Source organism: uncultured Lamprocystis sp., assembly GCF_903933125.1.
GTDB lineage: Bacteria > Pseudomonadota > Gammaproteobacteria > Chromatiales > Chromatiaceae > Thiodictyon.
In genome coordinates this window covers 1-19,428 of sequence record NZ_CAIZIZ010000106.1, presented here as the reverse complement: position 1 = coordinate 19,428, position 19,428 = coordinate 1, and the positions used below count along the sequence as shown (strand labels likewise).

The 19,428-nt window shown below is 63.8% G+C and carries 19 protein-coding genes; 10 read left to right on the top strand and 9 right to left on the bottom strand.

Features of this window, described 5'->3' with window-relative positions; genetic code table 11:
* The coding region (locus tag QZY03_RS04885; protein WP_295578655.1) for an SBBP repeat-containing protein at positions 1–1,689 on the top strand (1,689 nt) is incomplete at its 5' end.
* 223 nt (positions 1,690–1,912) lie between these two features.
* Here the strand turns inward: QZY03_RS04885 and QZY03_RS04880 are convergent.
* Entirely contained in the window at positions 1,913–2,503 is a 591-nt protein-coding gene (locus tag QZY03_RS04880; protein WP_295578654.1) for a DUF3368 domain-containing protein, read from the bottom strand.
* Complete coding sequence (locus tag QZY03_RS04875; protein WP_020505400.1) at positions 2,490–2,822, bottom strand: type II toxin-antitoxin system prevent-host-death family antitoxin; 333 nt, start codon at positions 2,820–2,822, stop codon at positions 2,490–2,492. Before QZY03_RS04875 ends, QZY03_RS04880 begins: the two co-directional genes overlap by 14 nt.
* A gap of 523 nt (positions 2,823–3,345) precedes the next feature.
* On the opposite strand from QZY03_RS04875, the gene QZY03_RS04870 reads away from it, so the two are divergent.
* Positions 3,346–4,605, top strand: coding sequence for a glucose-1-phosphate adenylyltransferase (locus QZY03_RS04870; protein ID WP_295578653.1), 1,260 nt, complete (start codon positions 3,346–3,348; stop codon positions 4,603–4,605).
* A 100-nt stretch (positions 4,606–4,705) separates the two neighbouring features.
* On the opposite strand, the gene QZY03_RS04865 is transcribed toward QZY03_RS04870, so the two are convergent.
* From QZY03_RS04865 to phoB, 5 genes are all read right to left on the bottom strand, one after another.
* Positions 4,706–5,236, bottom strand: coding sequence for a L,D-transpeptidase (locus tag QZY03_RS04865; RefSeq protein ID WP_295578652.1), 531 nt, complete (start codon positions 5,234–5,236; stop codon positions 4,706–4,708).
* Between the two features lie 4 nt (positions 5,237–5,240).
* Positions 5,241–6,746 carry a hypothetical protein gene (locus QZY03_RS04860; RefSeq protein ID WP_295578651.1) on the bottom strand — a complete coding sequence of 502 codons (1,506 nt, stop codon included), beginning with the start codon at positions 6,744–6,746 and terminating at the stop codon, positions 5,241–5,243.
* Between the two features lie 5 nt (positions 6,747–6,751).
* On the bottom strand, positions 6,752–8,254 hold the full coding sequence (locus QZY03_RS04855; RefSeq protein ID WP_295578650.1) for a hypothetical protein: 1,503 nt from the start codon (positions 8,252–8,254) through the stop codon (positions 6,752–6,754).
* 369 nt (positions 8,255–8,623) lie between these two features.
* Complete coding sequence (gene phoR, locus QZY03_RS04850) at positions 8,624–9,976, bottom strand: phosphate regulon sensor histidine kinase PhoR (RefSeq protein WP_295578649.1); 1,353 nt, start codon at positions 9,974–9,976, stop codon at positions 8,624–8,626.
* A gap of 2 nt (positions 9,977–9,978) precedes the next feature.
* A complete protein-coding gene (gene phoB / locus QZY03_RS04845; protein ID WP_295578647.1) occupies positions 9,979–10,665 on the bottom strand; it encodes a phosphate regulon transcriptional regulator PhoB in 687 nt (228 codons plus the stop codon).
* A 278-nt stretch (positions 10,666–10,943) separates the two neighbouring features.
* Here phoB and QZY03_RS04840 point away from each other — a divergent pair, with 278 nt between their 5' ends.
* The 5 genes from QZY03_RS04840 to QZY03_RS04820 all read left to right on the top strand — a co-directional run bounded on the left by QZY03_RS04840 (position 10,944) and on the right by QZY03_RS04820 (position 15,484).
* The gene (locus QZY03_RS04840; RefSeq protein ID WP_295578645.1) at positions 10,944–12,143 is read left to right on the top strand and encodes a BtaA family protein; all 1,200 of its coding nucleotides are present in this window, start codon (positions 10,944–10,946) and stop codon (positions 12,141–12,143) included.
* A 2-nt stretch (positions 12,144–12,145) separates the two neighbouring features.
* On the top strand, positions 12,146–12,877 hold the full coding sequence (locus QZY03_RS04835) for a class I SAM-dependent methyltransferase (protein ID WP_295578644.1): 732 nt from the start codon (positions 12,146–12,148) through the stop codon (positions 12,875–12,877).
* 373 nt (positions 12,878–13,250) lie between these two features.
* On the top strand, positions 13,251–13,697 hold the full coding sequence (locus QZY03_RS04830; RefSeq protein ID WP_295578643.1) for a hypothetical protein: 447 nt from the start codon (positions 13,251–13,253) through the stop codon (positions 13,695–13,697).
* 10 nt (positions 13,698–13,707) lie between these two features.
* Positions 13,708–14,589, top strand: coding sequence for a hypothetical protein (locus QZY03_RS04825; RefSeq protein WP_295578642.1), 882 nt, complete (start codon positions 13,708–13,710; stop codon positions 14,587–14,589).
* Positions 14,561–15,484 carry a hypothetical protein gene (locus tag QZY03_RS04820; protein WP_295578641.1) on the top strand — a complete coding sequence of 308 codons (924 nt, stop codon included), beginning with the start codon at positions 14,561–14,563 and terminating at the stop codon, positions 15,482–15,484. Before QZY03_RS04825 ends, QZY03_RS04820 begins: the two co-directional genes overlap by 29 nt.
* An 11-nt stretch (positions 15,485–15,495) precedes the next feature.
* On the opposite strand, the gene QZY03_RS04815 is transcribed toward QZY03_RS04820, so the two are convergent.
* Entirely contained in the window at positions 15,496–16,695 is a 1,200-nt protein-coding gene (locus tag QZY03_RS04815) for a LamG domain-containing protein (protein WP_295578639.1), read from the bottom strand.
* 455 nt (positions 16,696–17,150) lie between these two features.
* On the opposite strand from QZY03_RS04815, the gene QZY03_RS04810 reads away from it, so the two are divergent.
* Genes QZY03_RS04810 through QZY03_RS04800 form a run of 3 tightly spaced genes read left to right on the top strand, consistent with a single transcriptional unit; the run spans position 17,151 to position 19,000 of the window.
* Positions 17,151–17,717 (top strand): NUDIX domain-containing protein, encoded by a 567-nt coding sequence (locus tag QZY03_RS04810; protein WP_295578638.1) that lies wholly within the window; start codon positions 17,151–17,153, stop codon positions 17,715–17,717.
* A 3-nt stretch (positions 17,718–17,720) separates the two neighbouring features.
* Entirely contained in the window at positions 17,721–18,413 is a 693-nt protein-coding gene (locus QZY03_RS04805; RefSeq protein WP_295578637.1) for a type 1 glutamine amidotransferase, read from the top strand.
* Entirely contained in the window at positions 18,410–19,000 is a 591-nt protein-coding gene (locus tag QZY03_RS04800; RefSeq protein ID WP_295578636.1) for a DNA-3-methyladenine glycosylase I, read from the top strand. The genes QZY03_RS04805 and QZY03_RS04800 overlap by 4 nt, the downstream gene beginning before the upstream one ends.
* Before the next feature lie 116 nt (positions 19,001–19,116).
* On the opposite strand, the gene QZY03_RS04795 is transcribed toward QZY03_RS04800, so the two are convergent.
* Positions 19,117–19,242, bottom strand: coding sequence for a hypothetical protein (locus QZY03_RS04795; protein WP_295578635.1), 126 nt, complete (start codon positions 19,240–19,242; stop codon positions 19,117–19,119).
* Positions 19,243–19,428: the final 186 nt, after the last annotated feature.

The window sequence follows — 19,428 nt, the reverse complement described above, 5'->3', positions numbered from 1 at the left end:
GATGGCGCCACGCTGGTCTACTCCACCTACCTCGGCGGCAGCGAGTTAGAATATGGTAACAGTATTGCCGTGGACGGCGCCGGGAGTGCATACCTGACTGGATATACTAATTCCACCGACTTCCCGACCCGCAACGCCCTGCTGCCGGACTTCCACGGTGGATCTTGCGATGCCTTTGTCGCCAGGTTCAGTGCCGATGGTGCTACGCTCGTCTACTCGACCCACCTCGGCGGTACAGGGTGTGACTGGGGCTCGGGCATCGCCGTGGATGGCGTCGGAAATGCCTACCTGACGGGACACACCGCCTCCACCGACTTCCCGACCCGTCAGGCCCCGCAGGCGGACTTCGGCGGTGGATCTTACGATGCCTTTGTCGCCAAGCTCAGCGCCAATGGCGCCACGCTGGTCTACGCCAGCTACCTCGGTGGCAGCCACCCCGACATTGGCTATGGCATCGCCGTGGACAGCGCCGGGAATGCCTACCTAACGGGATATACCGCATCCACCGACTTCCCGATCCGCCAGCCCCGGCAGCCTGACTTGAATGGAGTTGCGGATGCCTTTGTCGCCAAAATCGCGGACCTGCCGACCGCACCCGCGGCAGCCTTGCCCTGGCTCGCCGCCCTCGGTGACCTGGCGCGCGACGGCACCCAGAGTCTCGCAGTCTTGTTCGCCGATGCCGCAGCGGGAACGGTGACCGCCCAGATCAAGCAGGCCGTCACCGGGACCCTGATCCAGACCTTCGTCTTTGATCAGGGGTATGCACCGCTCGATCTCGCCGTGGTCCCCGACCAGAACCGCAACGGTGCCCCGGAATTGGCGCTGCTGGGCCGCCATGCCGCGAACGGCGGCGTCCAGGTCGAAGTGCGCGACACCCGTACCGGCGCGCGCCTGACCGCGGTCGCCTTCAACCCCGCCTTCGCGCCCCAGCGGTTGGCGGTGCTGCCCGATCGTAACGGCAACGGCGCGGCGGAACTGGCGGTGCTTGGCATCAACGCCGGTAACGGCGCGATTGCCGCCGAGATCAAGGACGCCGCCACCGGCGCCGGGCTGGGGAAAGTGTTCTTCGCCAAGACCTTCCAGCCCGTGGATTTCGCCGCGGTGGCCGACGCCAACGGCAACGGTGCCGCGGAACTCGCCGTGCTCGGGGTCAATGCCGCCGGTCAGCCGCGGGTCGAACTGCGTGACAGCGGCAACGCGGCCCTGGTCAAGGTCCTCTGGTCGCCGAAATGGACGACCCCGCTGAACCTGGCCGCGGTGCCGGACGCCAACGGCAATGGCACCCCGGAGGTCGCGGTGTTGGGGCAGGGGACCAAGGGCGTGGTGGTGAAAACGGCGGATGCCGCCACTGCCGCGCAACTCGGGTTCGTCTACTACAACCGGAACTTCACGCCGCACCAGGTGGCCGCGCTGCCCGATCGCAATGCCAACGGGGTGGCCGAACTGGCGGTGCTGGGCCGCGACGCCGCTGGTCAGCTCAAGACCGAACTGCACGATGCCGTCACCGGTGCGCTGGTGCGTAACCTCTGGTTTGATCAGCTCGCACCGCTGGACCTGGCGGTGCTACCCGACTTGAACGGCAACGGCAGCCCGGAGATCGCCGTGCTTGGGGTGTTGGCGGCGGGTGGGGCACAGGTCCTGATCAAGGACACGGCGACCCAGGCGCAGATCAGCCGGCTGGACTTCTAGCCTTGTGGCGCCGGCTTCCAGCCGGCGCGAATCCGTCGGGTGCGGTGAGGAACGAACAATCGTGGCGAATGCTGCAAGCCGTTGCCGGTGCATGATGCGGTTCGTGCCTGACACTGGTGGCGAAATGCCCAGAGAGCCCGTAACTCCTTGATAGCAGGATCTGGAGGCGCTGGGTTTCAGTAGGTTAGCGAATTCGCCACCAGTGTCCGTGCCTCACCGCATCCTACGGCGCTTGCGTATCAAGCACGAGGCCATTCCGTTCAGGTGTGCCGTTGCAGCGGCCAGGACCCGCCTCGCCGGCGAGACGCAAGACCTCGGCGACCAGCCCGTCCGCTAACCGATAGCCCTGCCGCGACAGTTCGGTCAGCACCGGCTCGACGCGGTCCAGCAGAGCAGACCGTTTGGCGGCCAACAGCACCCCGGCCAGGCCCACCACCGGGAGCCCGCGGCGCCTGGCGATCTCCCGGCCGCGGCGCTCGTCGATCAGCAGGAAGCGACAGCGGGTGTGCTCGGCTAGCAGAATCGCCGATGCCTCCCCGAGGTCCAGCGACAGACACAGACGGTCAAGCTCCGGGTCACCGCTTTGGGCAAGCGGTCGCGGCTGTATTACGCCCGCGGCATGGGCGGACGACAACACCCGGGTTCCCGGTCGGTCTGAATCCAGGCACAGCTCGGCCAGAACGATTTCGGGAACCAGCACGGACCCGTAAAGGGAGATCAGCAGTGACAGACGGTCGATGCGGGCCAAGCCGATCAAAGGTCCCGCGTCCGCGACGACGACCTTGTTCGCAAGGATACGGTCAGAGTGCGGCATCCAATTCGCCCGCTAATTCCTCCACCGGGTAGTCCACGGCGGCCAGGCCGAGCGACCCAAGCAGGTCGATAAATTCGCCCAAGGACAGCCCGGCAACTTTGGCCGCTTGCGCCAGTGTCAGTTGCCGGCGCTCGAACAGACTCAGCGCCAAGGCGCGGTGGACCCCTTGGTCCAGCAGCCGTCGGTCGAACGGCAAGGCGAGGATGGCAGGACGGCCGTGCTTCGTGATGAGGGAGATTTGGCCAAGCTCGGCGTCCTTCAGCAGGTCGCCGGAGCGGGTGCGGAGATCCCGGACGGAGAAGACATCAAGCGTTTCCATGGAAGGCCTCGCATATGTGTGCCTACAAAGCGTAGCATAAATCGACGCGCCATGATCAGTCTACCCAGCCCGCCGATCACATCAGCAATCCGACCTAACCTCAAGCGATTGGCAACGGATCTATGGATCGCGGACTGACCGGCGGGTCCGCGGCGCGGACCGAGCACGGTCGGCCGGAGCGATCAGCAAGGCCGCGCGCCCTGCCGCTCAACAAAAATGGTCGGGGCCTTGGTCGGTAGAGCAAGAAACTTGGGCATTTCTGCCGTACCATGCCTACTCTTAAGGTCGGGCAAGGACGCGGGCGAAGGATCTGGATGGACGCGGCGGCGCGGCAGCCGTTGGCGGGCATCGGGCGTCCCAAGGCCGGACGAGGGTTCATAAGGCGCCCGCACCGTCGTGAGGCGGGCGAAGCGGGTACATCATGGTCGCTGCCCGTGCTGACATGCGTCTCGGGGAGCGCCACCGCCCTTGCTGCGGGCGGTAACATCACTGAGGGCCCAGACCACGGGCACGTGGAGGAATCATGAATAACGATCGAATCATTGCCTTCGTCATGGCCGGCGGCCAAGGTGCGCGACTGCAACCCCTGACCTCAGCCCGCTCCAAGCCTTCCGTGCCCTTCGGTTCCCGCTACCGTATCGTCGATTTCGTGCTCAGCAATCTGGTCAATTCGCAGATCCAGACCATCTATCTGCTGGTGCAATACAAGTCACAGTCACTGATCGAGCATGTCCGCAAAGCCTGGACCATCTCGCCCCTGCTGCAGAGTCAGTTCGTCACCGTGGTGCCGCCGCAGATGCGTTCCGGCGATCATTGGTTCCAGGGGACCGCGGATGCCGTTCACCAGAACATCAACCTGATCGAGGAGCATCGGCCCGACCTGGTGGTGGTGTTCGGGGCGGATCATATCTATCGGATGGATATCCGGCAGATGGTAGACTTCCACAAAGATCGCCAGGCGGATGTGACCATTGCCGCCCTGCCGGTGCCGCTGCGGGATGCCTCCTCGTTCGGTGTCATTGCCGCCAATGCCCAGGGGCAGATCAGCGCGTTCGAGGAGAAGCCGGCCCATCCCACGCCTTTGGCCACCGACCCCGCCCAGGCCTATGCCTCCATGGGCAACTACGTCTTCAACACGGATGTGCTGCTGCAAGCGCTGCGCGAGACCCAGGAGGCCGGCGAGACCGACTTCGGCCACCATGTGCTGCCGCGGCTGCTGCAAACCCATCGGCTGTTCGCCTATGACTTTGCCACCAACATCATCCCCGGGATCAAGGATTACGAGGACCGCGTCTACTGGCGCGATGTGGGCAACATCGACGCCTACTTCGATGCCCATAAAGACGTGCTCGGCGCGCAGCCGACGTTCGATATGTTCAACCCCGAGTGGCCGGTATTCTCCAGCAGTTACCAGGGGCCGGTCGCGCGCATCCAGGGCGGTGAAATCCGCAACAGTCTGCTTGGCTCGGCCACCGTGATCCATGAGGGAACGCGCATCACCAACTCCATCATCCGGCGCGAGACGGTCATTGAGGATGACGTGGTTCTGGAGAATTGTATCGTCATGGACTATGTACGGGTCTCTCGCGGGGCCCATCTGCGCAACGTGATCGTGGATCGCCATAACCTCATCGAGGCGGGCGAGCGCATCGGTTTTGATGCGGAAAAGGACCGTCAGCGTTACACGGTGACGCCGGGCGGTGTGACCGTGATTCCCGCCGGCCGCGTCAGCTATTTCGCCCGTGATATCCGTGGGACCGGGCGTGGGGGGTATGGGGAGTAAGACCGCAATCGCGGGTGCGGAGGCCTTGATCGTAATCCCGGCCGGCGGCGTGCGTAGTCAGGGCTTCCAGCCCTGACGGTGTCAGGCCAGGATGGCCTGACTACGCACCCGGCGAGCCCAAGTGGGCGTAATCTTGATCGAGGCCGGTGCGGACCTGCACCGGCGTCCCCACCGGGGTGGCATCGAACAAGTCCACCAGGTCCGCGCTGTGCATCCGGATGCAACCATGGGAGCGGGGTTCTCCCAAAGGCACGCAGTCCGGGCAGCCGTGGATGTAGATGAAGCGGCGGAGCGTGTCGACACTGCCGCCGCGGTTGATGCCTGGCTCGCAGCCGGAGAGCCACAGGATACGGGTCAGGATCCAGTCACGGTCCGGGTAGGCCGCCGCCAGTTCAGGTCCATAGATCTCGCCGGTGGGGCGTCGGGCACGGAACACGGTGCCGATCGGACAGCCCGCGCCAATGCGCAGCCGCACCCGATGCAGTCCGCGCGGCGTGCAGCCACTCCCGTTCAATTCTCCCACGCCGTTCAGGGCGGTCGAGACCGGGTAGCGGGCGCATACCCGCCCTCCCGCCAAGAGGGCCAGGGTCTGGGTGTCGATATCGACATCGATCTGGTGTGATAACCGCATGTTTTCAGGGTTGCGGATTCGTCTCACCCCGCAGTCGCGCAAATGTCTCCGGGAAGCTGCGGATCAGGATATGTCGCGCCAAGTGGAAAGCGAAACTGTGTTGCTGGTTGCGCGAGTAATCAAAATAGCGGAACAGGGTCGTGGTCCCGGAATCACTCGAGGGGGCCCATCCGTATTTCACCCGCTTCATGCGGCTGGGGTAGAACCAGAACATGCGATAGAGGCTTTGCAGGAAGAAGTGCCGGTCGCGTTCATCGACGCGGTTTGAGGTGTCCTTTTCCAGTTCGCGAATCAGTTGATCGTAGTAGGGGTCATTGTCGTCGGCGCTGCGCCGTTCGCCGAGCATCCGCTTGGTCTCGAAATACACGCGATCCAGCGGAAGTTTGCGTCCCGGCGCATCCTCGCCGATCAGTTCACGGGCCAGGTCTTCACTGACCTCCCCAAAGGCGCGGCCGAGCAGTTCGAGCAGCAGTCGCTCATGCGGCTGCAATTCCGGTGGAAAGGCGAACATGGCGCGCAGGTTCGCCATGAAGATGAAGGCCACATCGGCTTCGCTCAGGTCATCGAGCAGTTGGGTATGCGAGGTCCAATTGCGGACTTCCTTCAGGATGGTGCCGTAGGCGGCCATGTAGGTGCCCTTGTCCTGCAGGTGATTGACCTTGGCGCGATTGTCCCATTCCCGGCTCAGGGCGTGAAGGAAGATCCGATAACGCTGTTTGCGCTGTTCCGCCGGCCGCGGTGCGGTCAAGGGCAGCAGGGCGGTCAGGCTGCCCAAATAGTCGCGTACATAGACGGGACAGGCCGGTCCCGGCGGCCATTCCGGTTCGTCCTCTCGTTTGAAGAAGAGCGAGAAAACCAAAGCGGCCCCGTCACCCTGGTCCATCATTGCCTCCGCGGCGGCACAGCCGCGCAATATTCCGCGGCGCAAGACCGAGTATTCGTCCTTGCGCTTATCAAGGATCCAGCGATTGACCTCGGTATCCCGTTTGGTATGGATGACCGGGGGGTGCAGTTTCGCCGCGGCAAATGCCTGCGTAATGGAGGTGAGCTGATCCCCGTGATTCGAGCAGAAGAGGATGTGCCGCTTCGGGAACCCGGCCTCGATCAGCAGTTCGGTGAAGATGTGATAGCCTGCCACTTTTTTCAATTCATTGACGGCGGCACGCCACACGGGTTCCAGGGGTTGACTGTCGCCCCGCTGCTCCCGCAGATAGCCTTTTTCCCGCAAGAAACTGTCGATCTCGGCGACCGACTCCGGGTCATCCAGGTCGTAATCCTCATAGGGCTTCAGGTCGATATCGATGACCACATAGTCGATTTCGCTCAAGCGCAGTGGATCACGAACGAAACGCAAGGCGGCGAAGAAGGTGGTCTTGAGTGTGACGCCGCGGTCCTCCAGCCATTCTTTGAGGTCTTGCACGGCAGTCGGCGCATCGGCCAGGCCGAAGACCTGATCCACGGTGGCCTGGATATCGCTTTCAAAGTCTTCGATCCACAGAAAATGGCTCATTGGCCCTACTCCAGGAACAGGTTTGCAGGTAACTGCAAGACCAGGGTGAATTGATGGCCGTCGGCAGCAGCGTTGACCTGCCCGTCCAGCTTCTCAGTGAGTAAGCGTAAGAAATCATGGCCGCGCCCGCTCCCCTTGACCATCGCCGCGGCGCTCGGCGTGGTGGGGTTGCTGAAGCCCAGTTGGACGTGGCCGTCGGCGACGTCGAACCAGGCGCGCGCCGGCGCGTGATCCGCGCACGTCGAATACTTGAAGAGGTTGGTGAATGACTCGGTCAGCAGGATGGTCAAGAACGATTCCGTGGTGCCGTAGGGGGTGAAGCGGATGGGTGCGTCCGCGAACCCGTGGGTGTGCAGCGGAAAACAGCGGGCACCGACCCACTCGCACAGCAGCGGCAGGTCTGCCCGCGGGAGCAGTTCCATCAGTGACTGCTCCCACTGGCCGCGCAACTGTTCACCAAGGCGCAGGTGCCGCTCATGCCAATCGCGCAGTCGGGTGGCCTCCGGGACCAGCGCGTTGTCACGCGCGTAGCTCAGGAAGTGTTGCTGGATACGTTCGCTCCCGCGCCGTGAGAGCAGTTGTCCGAGTGCGAGCCCCAGTGAGCGGATGGCGACTTGCTCCAGGCTGGAGTCGCCGGTATGGTCCTGCTGCAGCTTGCGTCGCAGCAGTTCGGTATCGGTCGAGATCAGGCCGAAAATGTCGAGCAGGCCGCGCATGGTGCTGACCGCCTCGCGATGCACCCAGGGGCTGTTCTCATGGTCCGTATTATAGACGATGCGGTCCAGCGAACCGCGGAATTTGTGTGCGACCAGGGCCATGACATCCTCCTGTTCTTTGTTCTTGGCACGCAGAATATCGGCGGCGTGGATAGCCTGCTCAGCCACTTTGGTCCTGGCATTGAGACGGCGGACATAACGCAGTTGGAACAGATAGCCGCGATAATATTCCTCGAACAGGACGATCAGACAGAAGATCGGGATCGTGAGTAAGGTCATCAGCTCCATGGCATGAGCGCCGTCGGTCGGTACGGTTTCGAGAAAGAACAGAACGCGAACCAGAACCAGCAGCGCGAACCCGATCATCAGGTAGGCGAGCCGATTCAGGTATCTGGGGTTGCGATTGGCATAGCGGATCGGATCGGAAAAGACGCGCAAGGCCGGATAGAAGACGGACAGGCGGTCGCCGCCCGGGGTATCGGGAATGAATGATTTGCCGACCCGCGCGATGCGGTGATGTGCCCGTCGCCCGTAGGTGGCGGCGACCGCGACCCCGGCGACATAGAGCCAGAAGACCGCGGGCCATTCGATGTAGATGGTGCTCAACGACGGCACCCGATCGGTCAGCAAATAGGCGACATAGGTGGTGAAATCCATCAGGCAGTAGCCGATGGCGATCTTCATGAAGGTCGTGGTATGCACCGTCCAGTGGTCCAGCCAGGCCCGGACACGGCGGATGGCGGGCAGTTCGGTGAAGAGGGGCAGCAGACGGTAAGGGCTGAGCGGTTGCAATGGGTGTGGTCCAGGTGGTGGGGCAGGCGGGTGACACTGCTGGCCTGAGGCGGCGGATGAACCCGAACCTGGAAGCATGGCTGTCGGCGGTCCGTGAGACGCGGCAGGGCGTCGGGGTGCGCGTTCCTGAGGGAAGCAATCAGGTCAGTCGTCAGTTGATTTGGTATCGGCAGCCACACTGGGTCCATGAAGCAGGCGGCACGCGATACAAGACGCCTGGAGTCCAAGGCTTCCGCCTTCTTGATTCTGCCAGTCCTGGCGGGTCGAGACAACCGGAACCGGGACTATACCGCTGGAGTCCACGACGTCAGCCGTGGCGTTTGTACCCCAGCGCGATGCCGCAGGCGCCGGGCGCGCGACTGTCCGGGCTCACGACCAGTCGCGCTCCGCCTCAGGAGTTGCGACGCGGCGAATATAATCCAAGTCCAGTTCGGTGTCCTGCCGTACCATCCCCCGTGCCGCGGGGAACTGGCAGGCGAACCGGGAGCCGACGCCCAGGGTGCTGGCGATCAGGAGGCGGCCGCCGTGCCGGTTGAGTACATGCTTGACGATGGCAAGCCCCAGTCCGGTGCCGCCGGAGGCGCGCGAGCGGCCGCGATCCACCCGGTAGAAGCGCTCGGTGAGCCGCGGCAGGTGCTCCGCCGGGATGCCTTCGCCATCGTCCGCCACCGTGAACAGCGGACCGTCCGCATCCGCTGCCCAGCGGATGTCGATGGTGGTGCCGTCGGGCGTGTGGCGCACCGCGTTGTGGATCAAATTGGCAAAGACGCTGCGCAGTTCGACCGGATTGCCGACCAGCAGCAGGGTCGCGTCCACGGCGACCCTGAAGTGATGCCGGCCGGCGCTCAGGGTCTCGGACTCATGGACGATGTGGGCCAGATCCCCGGCGATGTCCACCGACACCTGTTTGGTGTCCTGGTCGTCCATCTCCAGCCGCGACAGTGTCAGCAGGTCGTCGATGATGGAGCGCATGCGCTCGGCCTGGTGCTGCATCAACGTGAGCGGTCGACGGTGAGCGGGCGGGGAGGTCGGGGCGTCCGCCAGGTTTTCCAGGAATCCGGTGATGACCGTCAGCGGGGTGCGTAGCTCGTGGGAGGCGTTGGCCACGAAATCCCGGCGGATCATGTCGAGGTGATAGACCTTGGTGATGTCGCGGGCGACCACGAGCCGCTGGCGTTTGCGTTCGCCGAAGGGTGCGATCCGCAGCGACAAGGTGAGGGCGCGGTTATGCTCCGGGGTGATGTCGAGCGGACGCATGTACTCACCGGTCTCGATGAAGGTCACCAGTTCCGGATGGTCGATGAGATCGGCGAGTCGGCGGCCGTCGTCGCGCGGCCAGTGGATATCAAGCAGTTCGGCAGCAGCCGGGTTGGCCCAGTCGATCTGCTGCAGTTTATTCAGGGTCACCAGGGCGTCGGGCACCGCGTCCGCGGCCTCGCGGAAGCGGCGGCTGGAGCGGATCTGGCGCTTGCGGCGCTTGCGCCCGCGCTGCTGGTACTGGGCGATGCCGCGATAGATGTCGCCCCAGGGGCCGCGCGGGAAGGGCGGCACCAGGCGGTGCTGGCGGCGGATCAGGCGGACCAGCCGCAGCAGGTGATACAGATGGCGCGCGGCATAGGGCAGCAGCACCAGTGGCCACACCCAGGCCGGCGGGACGCCGAACAGGAGCAGTGCCACACCCAGTGCGGCGGCAAGCGCCAGGAGGCCCAGCTCAACGCTCACGGTCAGGTCTTGTCGGAGAGGCGGTAGCCGACGCCGCGCACGGTTTGCAGGAGTCGGTCATGGCCGGTCGGCTCCAGCGCCTTGCGCAGGCGCCGCACATGCACGTCGACCGTCCGTTCCTCCACATAGACCTGATCGCCCCAGACCTGATCGAGTAACTGGGAGCGGCTGAAGGCGCGGTCGGTGTGGGTCATCAGGAAGTGCAGCAGCCGATACTCGGTGGGTGCGACCTCCACCGGCGTGCCTTCGGCACTGACCCGGTGGCTCACATTGTCGATGCGCAGTCCGCCGATCTCGATCTCCTCGGCGCACTCATCCGGCCGGGCGCGGCGCAGCACGGCGTTGATGCGGGCGACCATTTCACGCGGTGAAAAAGGCTTGGAAATATAGTCATCGGCCCCGGTATCCAGCCCTTTGATCCGGTCCTCCTCTTCACCGCGCGCACTGACCATGATGATGGGCACGGCGCGGGTCTTCGGGCTTTGCTTGAGTTGCTGGGCCAGGTCCAGTCCGGAGCGGCCGGGGAGCATCCAATCCAGCAGGATCAGGTCCGGATTCTCGAGCGTCAGTTGTTTGCGCGCCTCGTCCGCATGTCCGGCTTCGATCACGTCGAAGCCCGCGTTCTCCAGTGTAAAGCGGATCACCTCGCGGATATCCGGTTCATCGTCGACGACAAGGATGGTGGTCATGGTGCTGCGGTCCTGCGGTGGTCGGGGTGTCGTCTCAGGGGCGTCACACTGACCTGGTTCTTGGCGACATGGGGCCGCCCCGGTGTGCGCCGGGGCGGATGCAAGCCGCGATTCTATGTACAACGGGTTACGGTTCGATGACCAAGGCGCCCGGTATTCCGAGCGGAACGGGGGTCACATCATGGTCATCAGGGGGTCATCGCCAGGTCACTTCAGGTCGGTACACTCTCCCGACTTGCGCCCCAGCCGATCCCCACGACCTCACCCAGAGACCTGCCGTGAAAGCTGCCCTTACCCTTCGTGATCGTATCGACCAGGCCGTCTTCAACGCCATCTATGCCAGGTCACTGGTGTACAACACCTGCTGGGAGGATCCCGCGGTGGACCGCATCGCCCTGGACCTGCGCCCGGATGATACCCTGCTGGTGATCACCAGCGCCGGGTGTAACGTGCTGGATTATGCCCTGGCGGGGCCGCGGCGGATCCACGCGGTGGATGCCAATCCGCGGCAGACGGCCCTGCTGGAGCTGAAGTTGTCCGGTATCCGGCGCCTCGCCTTCGAGGACTTCTTCGCCTTGTTCGGCAGCGGTGTTCATGAGTCTTTCCGCGAGGTCTATCATGACGCTTTGCGGGCCGATCTCTCGCCGTTCGCCCAACAGTTTTGGGACGACCGCCTGCATTGGTTCAGCCGCCGGCAGGGGAGCTTTTATTTCCAGGGGCTGTCCGGCACTGTGGCCCGCGCCTTTCACACCTACCTGAAGGTCCGCCCGCGCCTGGCGGCGAGCGTCGGGGAACTGTTTCAGGCCGGCAGCCTGGAGGATCAGCGAACCATCTATGACACCCGGGTTCAGCCGCTGATGTGGGGACCGGGAATGAACTGGACCCTGTCGCGGCAATTGACCATGAGTATGCTCGGGGTGCCTTATGCCCAGCGCCGCCAGGTCCAGGCGCAGCATCACCGCGGGGTGGCGGGTTTCATCCGCGAGGCGGTCGAGTATGTGTTCCGCGAACTGCCGGTCTGGACTAATTATTTCTGGACTGTCTATATCAACGGGCATTACACGCAAACCTGCTGTCCGGAGTACCTGAAACGCGACAATTTCCAGGCCCTCAAAGCGGGGCTCGCCGATCGGGTGGTACCCCATACCTGTACCGTGACCGCCTTTCTCCAGTCGACCCCTGAGCGCATTTCCAAGTTCGTGCTGCTCGATCACATGGACTGGATGAGTTCCTATTACCCGGAGGCGCTGGCCGAGGAGTGGACCGCCATCCTGGACCGCGCCGCGCCGGGCGCGCGGGTGATCTTCCGCAGCGCCCACGCGGCTCCGGCCTACCTGGACCTGATCGAACTCGGCGAACAACGCACGCGACTGCGCGAACGCCTGGTCTTCCACGACGCCATGGCCCGCGACCTGCAGCGTCAGGATCGGGTGCACACCTATGCCGGTTTCCATGTCGCCGACCTGGTCGGGGCCTGACCATGGGCGTCAGCGATGCCCAGATCCTGTGGCGGCTGGTGCGCGGCCAGCCCCGTCGCGGCACCCTGGCTGAACGGCTGCAAGGGTTCTACGGTCCCCAGGCCGCGCACTATGACGCGTTCCGTGAGCGCCTGCTGCACGGCCGGGCGGAGTTGATGGAACGGTTGGCTCCCAAACCCGGTGCGGCGGTGGTCGAACTGGGCGCCGGCACCGGGCGCAATCTGGGATTTCTCGGCGAGCGCCTGGCGACCCTGGGGTCGGTCACGCTGGTCGACCTGTGCCCGGCCCTGCTGGAGCAGGCGCGGCAGCGGACCCGCGGTCTGCCCAATGTGCGGGTGGTGGAGGCCGATGCCTGCACCTATCGCCCGGCGGCGCCGGTCGATCTGGTCTACTTCTCCTATTCGCTGACCATGATCCCCGACTGGGAAGCGGCGCTGCGCAACGCGCTCGCCATGCTCAAGCCGGGCGGCGCCCTGGGCGTGGTCGACTTCTACTGCTCGGACGTCGCGCCCGCGCCGGGCCTGGTGCGGCACGGCGCCTTGACCCGCTGGTTCTGGCCGCGCTGGTTCGCGCACGACGGGGTGCGGCCCACGCCCGACCACCTGCGCGCCCTGCGCGGGTTCCTGCCCGACCATCAGTTGTCGGAACACCGTGCCGCGGTGCCCTATTTGCCGGGGCTGCGTGTTCCTTACTATGTCTTCGTCGGGCGTCTGGCCGGCGGGTCTGTATCCTAGTACCCCGTTCCAGCTAATCCTGCGAATCCATAGTGCCTGCGAGCTACCATCCATGGCACTGGATTCCGGCATCCTGCCGGAATGACGCCGCAGCTTAAGTTGGAACGGGGTACTAGTACCGGTTCCGCCTAAAGCTGCTGGCCGACACCTCAAGATTGGCTGGCGTAAGCGATCCATCTGCCGCAACTTCATTATCTTGGTCGGTCCGCACGGAAATCAGCAAAGTTGACCGGACGATCGACAGTCCGGATACTTCCGAGCTTACTCGGGTGTATCGGATGCGGTTGCCCCAGAAGCCGTGGTCACGCCGAAATCACTGAGTATCGATGTTTTGCCGCGGACGCGGTTCGTGTCCGGCATTCGGGGAAAGCACATGACCGAGCGATACAGTGTCGCGGCCGAGCGACATCATCGCGTGGCCGTACGGTTGGAAGCCGACGGCGAAACCGACGACGCCGCCTACCATTACGGACTGGTCGGTGAGAACGCCTTGAAATACGGCCTGTTCAAGTCCGGCGTGGCCCAGGCGTGGGATTCGGGTGGCATAAAACGTACAAACACGCCGATGGGGAAGCATTTTCCTAAGTTGACGCCGATAATTCGGGACCTTATCGCCGACATTCGCTTGTTCGCAAGCGGACGCATCGGCGCCCAGATCCAGTCGGTGGTCGACGATTCGGCTTTTGCTGGCCGATTTCAGGGTTGGTCAATCGACATCCGCTACGCCGATGACCAATGCACTCCGGTGGACCCCGCTGATTGCGCGCGCTGGGCGCAGGATGCCGAACTGTTCCTGTGGCGGCTCGTGCTGATGGTCTGAGGATATTCTTGTGACATTGCGATTTCACGAAAGCCTGGGGCGCTTGGTGGCTGAGGTCGAGGCTGCAGGGGTTCCGCTCGACGACGCGACGGTCTTCGTGCGCGATGGGGAAGGCCGCCTTATGGTCGCCCGTGAGTCGCTGTCCGGTGCCCAGGCCCTCGCAGCCAGCTTGAGCAAGACGTTGGGTGCCTATGCGTCCACGCGGCCGGTCATTGATGGGCGGATGGCTGCTGCCTTGGTCAAGGATCAAGCGGCCAGCGAGATTTCTGTCGTGTTGCCTGACCGTCCGGCAGAGGGGCCGCGGATCATCCGCATGGTGGACCGCCGTGTCAGCCCGTTCACTGACGGCTCGGTTGATGTGGTGCCGGTGGTCGGACGGGTGACCGACCAGCACCCGGAGACCATGCTGGCGAAGCTGTCGCGAGCCCATGGCGAGGATGCGGGCAGCCATGGTCCGATCTCGTTTACCCATCAAGTCCGCGAAATGGTCGACCGGTTCGCTGCACGTGCTCAATATGACGTGATCCTGATCGATGCGCGGGCCGGACTTGCGGAATCCAGTGCGCCGGCATTGCTTGCGCTAGGTGCGGAGATCCTGTTCTTCGGCGCGGATCAACCCCAGACCTTTCTGAGTTATCGCTATCTGTTCGCTCATCTCCTGCATTGCTTCGGAACTGGCCCTGGTGGCTACCGGGATTGGCGCGGGCACCTGTCGTTCGTCCAGGCAAAAGCGCCCTCATCGGCCCAGCAGCGGATTGACTTCCGCGATCGGTTGCATGGCCTCTGCGCCGAATTTCTCTACGATAAGGAAAGCCTGGCTGCTGATGGATCGGTCCAGGTTGCGGACTTCAATTCTGGAGCAGATGGCGGACGATTGGAGCCGCATCAATGAGTTGACCAAAGGGCTGCTACAGACCGCATTGGCGATGAAGAGCTACAAGGCGATCCGACTCAAGATCTTCATGCGCCCTGACCAATTCGAGAATGCCTCCCTCTTCCAATTTCCTGACGGCTCGAAGATCCGAGGTGAGGCCCTGCGTCTATGGTGGCGCCCCACCGACCTGTACGCGTTGTTATACTTTGAGTTGCTGCGATCCCCCGTATCCACCCAGGCGATTCGGGCGGTTTGTCAGGGTTTCGGCATTGTCCCCGGATCGAACCATCCGTCCAGATTACCTCAGGACTTGGTTACCAGCGAAGATCAGCAACGGCGGGTATTCGAGGTGATTGCCGGGGCGTTTATGGGGAGGGGAAAGAACCGTGGCGCTCCCTATACCTGGATGCCGCTGCATTTGAGTGATGCGCGCGGCGAGGTGTCGCCGAGGACCTTCCTGAAGGCACTCAAGGCCGCCGCGGACCATGCGCACGCCCCCACTGCGTCGGCTATCGACTTCAACGACATCAATAACGGCGTCCGCGCCGCTTTCGATCATCGTCTGGCGGAATTGCAAGAGGATTATCCCTGGGTGTCCCAGGCATTGGAACCCTTGCACGGTGCCTCGGTGCCCGCGTTGAAAGACGAGATCTACAGTCGTTGGCGGTTAGCCGGTGTAGTGAAGGAGATTCTTGACCGATATACCGGTACCCGTGCGCCGATCGATCTCGTCTTGGCGAATATGTTTGAGACGGATGACGGTCAAATGGCCTCCCTCCTAAAACTCCTGCAAGACATCGGCGTGATGGACGTGCGCAAGAACGGCAAGATCGACGTACCCGACATCTTCCGGGTCCGCGCGGGTATTTTACGCCGGGGCGGTGTCCCGCCCCAGCAACGCCGCGCGTTATAGTGTTGTTGCGGTTACTGATCTTCCGACAGCCATTTCTCGCCGAACTGTCCATGGCCGACTCTGACCCGGGCGAGATCGAGCGTCACCTCGCCTTGGTCGTTACCGATCGACAACTGCACCTTTGGCGGTAGCGTCGTGCCGGCGAGATTGCCTTTCACCAAGGTGGAGCGGAAGCTGTAGAGGTCCGGCGCCGCCAAGGGTGAGATTTTGACAATCAGCCAGGAGCGGCCGGCGCGGCCGGCGTAACGGTAGGTATCGCCGTCCTGCCCAAAGGAGCCCGCGGGCAGCGTGGCTGAAAAGCTGCCGACCTTCAGGGTCACCGGCTCGGTGAGCGGATCGATCCCGTCACTGCCCGCGCTCAGCCTCAGGAAGCCGCTCATCTGGTAGGCATCGTCGTTGGCCCGTTTGCCGAGGTTCAGTTCGGCGCGGGCGTTGAATTGAGCGAAGGACTCGCCTTTGCACTTGCCCGCGCTGCCGGCACGATAGATCGACCTGACGTCCTCCTCCGTGAGTGCGCGTTTGAATAAGGTGAATTCGTCGATCTCACCGTCGAACGTCCGCCAAGAATCGAACGAATGCCCACCGATCAGCATAGGCACGGTATTGTCCAGGCTGCGGCTAGCGACGGTCGGGTCGCCGGTTGCTACAAGAGTCCCGTCCAGGAAGAGTTTGATGCCATCGTTGACGTTCCGACGCACGGCGACGGCGACGTGGTGAAACTGTCCGTCCGCGATGAAACGACGCGCGCCAAAATTCTCAGTGGTCGTTCCGTCCCCTAATTGAACGTTGGGCCCAATCCCGCCGTTACCGATAAAGAAACTATAGCCGACGTAGCCTGACCCCCGCTTATCCAGGATCGTGCCGATGTCCTTGGTGGAACTCGTCTTGATCCAGGCCTCCATGGAGAAGTCCCCAGTGCCGACATCCAGTGCCTGAGCGTCTGGTACTGTGACGTGTGCGCTGCTGCGGTCATCGAAGCTGAAGGCGTCCCCGACCAGGCCGGCGGCATAAGTGGCACCGTTACGTAGCGTGCCGTGGTTGACGCCCAGCAGGTCGTCTGCGGTCTGATCGCCGGTCCACCAACCGGCCGGTTCCGGGATGGTCGCGCAGCCCTCCTGCGCAAGTACCGGCGGCGTGCAGAATCCGGCCAAGAGGATCGAAGAGCCGAAGCAGAGTGCAGGAACTAGGGCTGTTTTCACGGGGTGAGTCATGGCGAGCCTCCGATGATGATGGATGGCTAGGGTGTTGGATGCTGGTGCGCGCCGATCTGAAGCAGGTGTGCCCAAGGTGGCCACCACGCGATGGTTCCGCAGTGTCGCAGGAACCGCGTTACGTCGAGGCTGTTGCACGCAAGGAATAAACAGAGAAAGAGGAATAATAGCAGAGCCTACTGCCAAGACATAGGGATTGGCGGATTGGCGAAGCGCCCAGGCTGCCCTTTCCTGGCTGACCGTTCCTGATCGCCGCGCTGATCAAGCTTCTCTGATCGCCAGTTTGATTCGGCTTGTGGGATCGGACGGCGTTCGTTAGTTTAGGCGGTGAAGCCGGGGGAGTTGACTCAAAGGGTCAGGCGCGCCACGGGTCGGTGTCGGGATCGGCCGGACCCGACGAGGCGCACGGTCAACCCGCGGCCGGGCTGGTGGATGCCAATCACAGAGGTCCTGTCATGAGCGAAAACCGAATCCTGAAACGCGAGTCCATCTTCCAGGGCCGCGTGATCGATGTCGGTCTGGAAACGGTCGAACTGCCCAACGGGCGGGAGATCGTTCTCGAGATCATTCGTCACCCCGGCGGGGCGGCGGCGGTGGCGCTGGATGCGCAGTCGCGGGTGTGTCTGCTGCGCCAGTTCCGCCATGCCGGGAACGGCTGGTTGTGGGAACTGCCGGCGGGCAAGATCGACCCCGGCGAGTCGCCCCTGACCACGGCCACCCGCGAGTTGGCGGAAGAGGCGGGCGTGACGGCCGCGGAATGGATCGACCTGGGATTCATGCACAGTTCGCCCGGCGTCTTCACCGAGATCATCTACCTGTGGCTGGCGCGCGATCTCGCCGTCAGCGCGCACGATCATGGTGTCGATGAGGTGATCGAGGTCCACTGGCTGCCGCTGAATCAGGCCCTGGATTGGTGCAACGACGGCACCATCTCCGATGCCAAGACCCTGATCGGACTCTATCGCGCCGGCGCGCTGATCAACAGCGCCCTGGAACTGATCCCTGAGGAGCCGGGTTGTTGAACCATGCGTATCCAGTGTCTGCAACACGTTCCATTTGAAGGTCCCTTTGGGATCAGCGACTGGGCCTGCGCCCGCGGTCACACCCTGGCCGTGACCCCGCTCTACGACGGCGCCGAGCCGCCCGGCCAGGCCGCGTTCGACTGGCTGGTGATCATGGGCGGTCCCATGGGGGTGGGGGATACCGCCGAATACCCCTGGCTCGGCGCCGAGCAGGCCTTCATCCGGCAGAGCATCGACGCCGGCAAGACCCTGGTCGGGGTCTGTCTTGGTGCCCAGTTGATCGCCGCCGCGCTGGGCGCGCGGGTGTATCGCAATGCGCACAAGGAAATCGGCTGGCTGCCGATCGAACTGACGCCGGATGGGCAGGCCTCTGATCTGTTTGGCTGGTTGCCGCCGTCGTTCCAGGTGTTTCATTGGCATGGCGATACCTTCGACCTGCCCGTGGGTGCGCTGCATCTGGCTGGGAGTGCCGCCTGTGCGCACCAAGCGTTTCTCTATGACGGGCGGGTACTGGGTCTCCAGTTCCATCTGGAGTCGACCCCGGAGAGTGTCGCGGGCATCACCGCGGCTTGCGCCGCCGAACTGGTGCCGGGGCCCTATGTGCAGGAGGCCGCGCGCATTCTGGCTGCTGCACCGGATGATTACGCACGCATCGGTCAGGCGCTCTTTGGGATCCTCGACCGATTGCCCCAATGAACGACGACACCCAGGTACGCTGCGCCTGGTGCGGGTCCGATCCCCTGTATCGGGCCTATCACGATCAGGAGTGGGGGGTGCCCAACCGGGACGAGCGTCACCTGTTCGAGATGCTGACCCTGGAGGGCGCCCAGGCCGGCCTTTCCTGGCTGACCATTCTGCGCAAGCGCGAGGGTTATCGGCAGGCCTTTGCGGGCTTCCATCCGCAAACCGTTGCCCGCTTCGACGCGGTGCGGGTGGCGGCGCTGCTCGCGGACCCCGGCATCGTCCGCAACCGGCTCAAAGTCGAGTCCACGGTGAGCAACGCCCAAGTGCTGCTCGCCCTGCATGAGCGCGGTCAGACCCTGTCCGCATTGCTATGGGGCTTCGTCGACGGGGTGCCGCGCCAGAATACCTGGGCGAGCCTGGCGCAGGTCCCCGCCAAGACTCCGGAGTCGGACCGCATGAGCCGCGAACTCAAGCGGCTGGGCTTCCGCTTCGTCGGCAGCACCATCTGTTATGCCCTGATGCAGGCGGTGGGCATGGTCAACGATCACACCATCGACTGCTTTCGCCATCCGCTGCTGGCCGCGTCCGGGGCGCGCTGAGCGGGTGGTCGAGGTGTCCGGGGGTGCCGTAGGGTCTGCTCCGCGGACCAACGACCTCGCGGCCAACTCCGGGGCCGGGATGATGCTGCGCTGCCCGGTCCCGGCCGGTCCTTGCGCTAGAGCGGACCGTTTGGATTCAGCCGACTGGTGCCGCTCAGGCGCTGGCCGCTGCCCGGCGTGTTGAAGCCGGCATTGATCGAGAAGACGGCGTCGGTCGCGACGGGCGAGTCTTCGTAGGGCACCAGCGCGAGGCTGTCGGGGTTCTGGAGGTCTTCGAGCCGCCCGACGGCCAGCCCTGAAGCATGACCGCGCGACCGCAGTCACGGCGCGGGCTGGCGGTGGTTAACGAAAGTTAATGTTCGCACAAGGGGGTAGACACCGCGGCGGGCTTCTGGCAGGATCAATGGCAGAGTAGTCGGTCTGCGAAG

Excerpts from the sequence above, each read along its gene's own strand:
- QZY03_RS04880 (WP_295578654.1), bottom strand. The coding sequence starts at position 2,503 with ATGCCGCACTCTGACCGTATCCTTGCGAACAAGGTCGTCGTCGCGGAC.
- QZY03_RS04875 (WP_020505400.1), bottom strand. The coding sequence starts at position 2,822 with ATGGAAACGCTTGATGTCTTCTCCGTCCGGGATCTCCGCACCCGCTCC.
- QZY03_RS04870 (WP_295578653.1), top strand. The coding sequence starts at position 3,346 with ATGAATAACGATCGAATCATTGCCTTCGTCATGGCCGGCGGCCAAGGT.
- QZY03_RS04865 (WP_295578652.1), bottom strand. The coding sequence starts at position 5,236 with ATGCGGTTATCACACCAGATCGATGTCGATATCGACACCCAGACCCTG.
- QZY03_RS04860 (WP_295578651.1), bottom strand. The coding sequence starts at position 6,746 with ATGAGCCATTTTCTGTGGATCGAAGACTTTGAAAGCGATATCCAGGCC.
- phoB (WP_295578647.1), bottom strand. The coding sequence starts at position 10,665 with ATGACCACCATCCTTGTCGTCGACGATGAACCGGATATCCGCGAGGTG.
- QZY03_RS04835 (WP_295578644.1), top strand. The coding sequence starts at position 12,146 with ATGGGCGTCAGCGATGCCCAGATCCTGTGGCGGCTGGTGCGCGGCCAG.
- QZY03_RS04830 (WP_295578643.1), top strand. The coding sequence starts at position 13,251 with ATGACCGAGCGATACAGTGTCGCGGCCGAGCGACATCATCGCGTGGCC.
- QZY03_RS04820 (WP_295578641.1), top strand. The coding sequence starts at position 14,561 with ATGGCGGACGATTGGAGCCGCATCAATGAGTTGACCAAAGGGCTGCTA.
- QZY03_RS04815 (WP_295578639.1), bottom strand. The coding sequence starts at position 16,695 with ATGACTCACCCCGTGAAAACAGCCCTAGTTCCTGCACTCTGCTTCGGC.
- QZY03_RS04810 (WP_295578638.1), top strand. The coding sequence starts at position 17,151 with ATGAGCGAAAACCGAATCCTGAAACGCGAGTCCATCTTCCAGGGCCGC.
- QZY03_RS04805 (WP_295578637.1), top strand. The coding sequence starts at position 17,721 with ATGCGTATCCAGTGTCTGCAACACGTTCCATTTGAAGGTCCCTTTGGG.
- QZY03_RS04800 (WP_295578636.1), top strand. The coding sequence starts at position 18,410 with ATGAACGACGACACCCAGGTACGCTGCGCCTGGTGCGGGTCCGATCCC.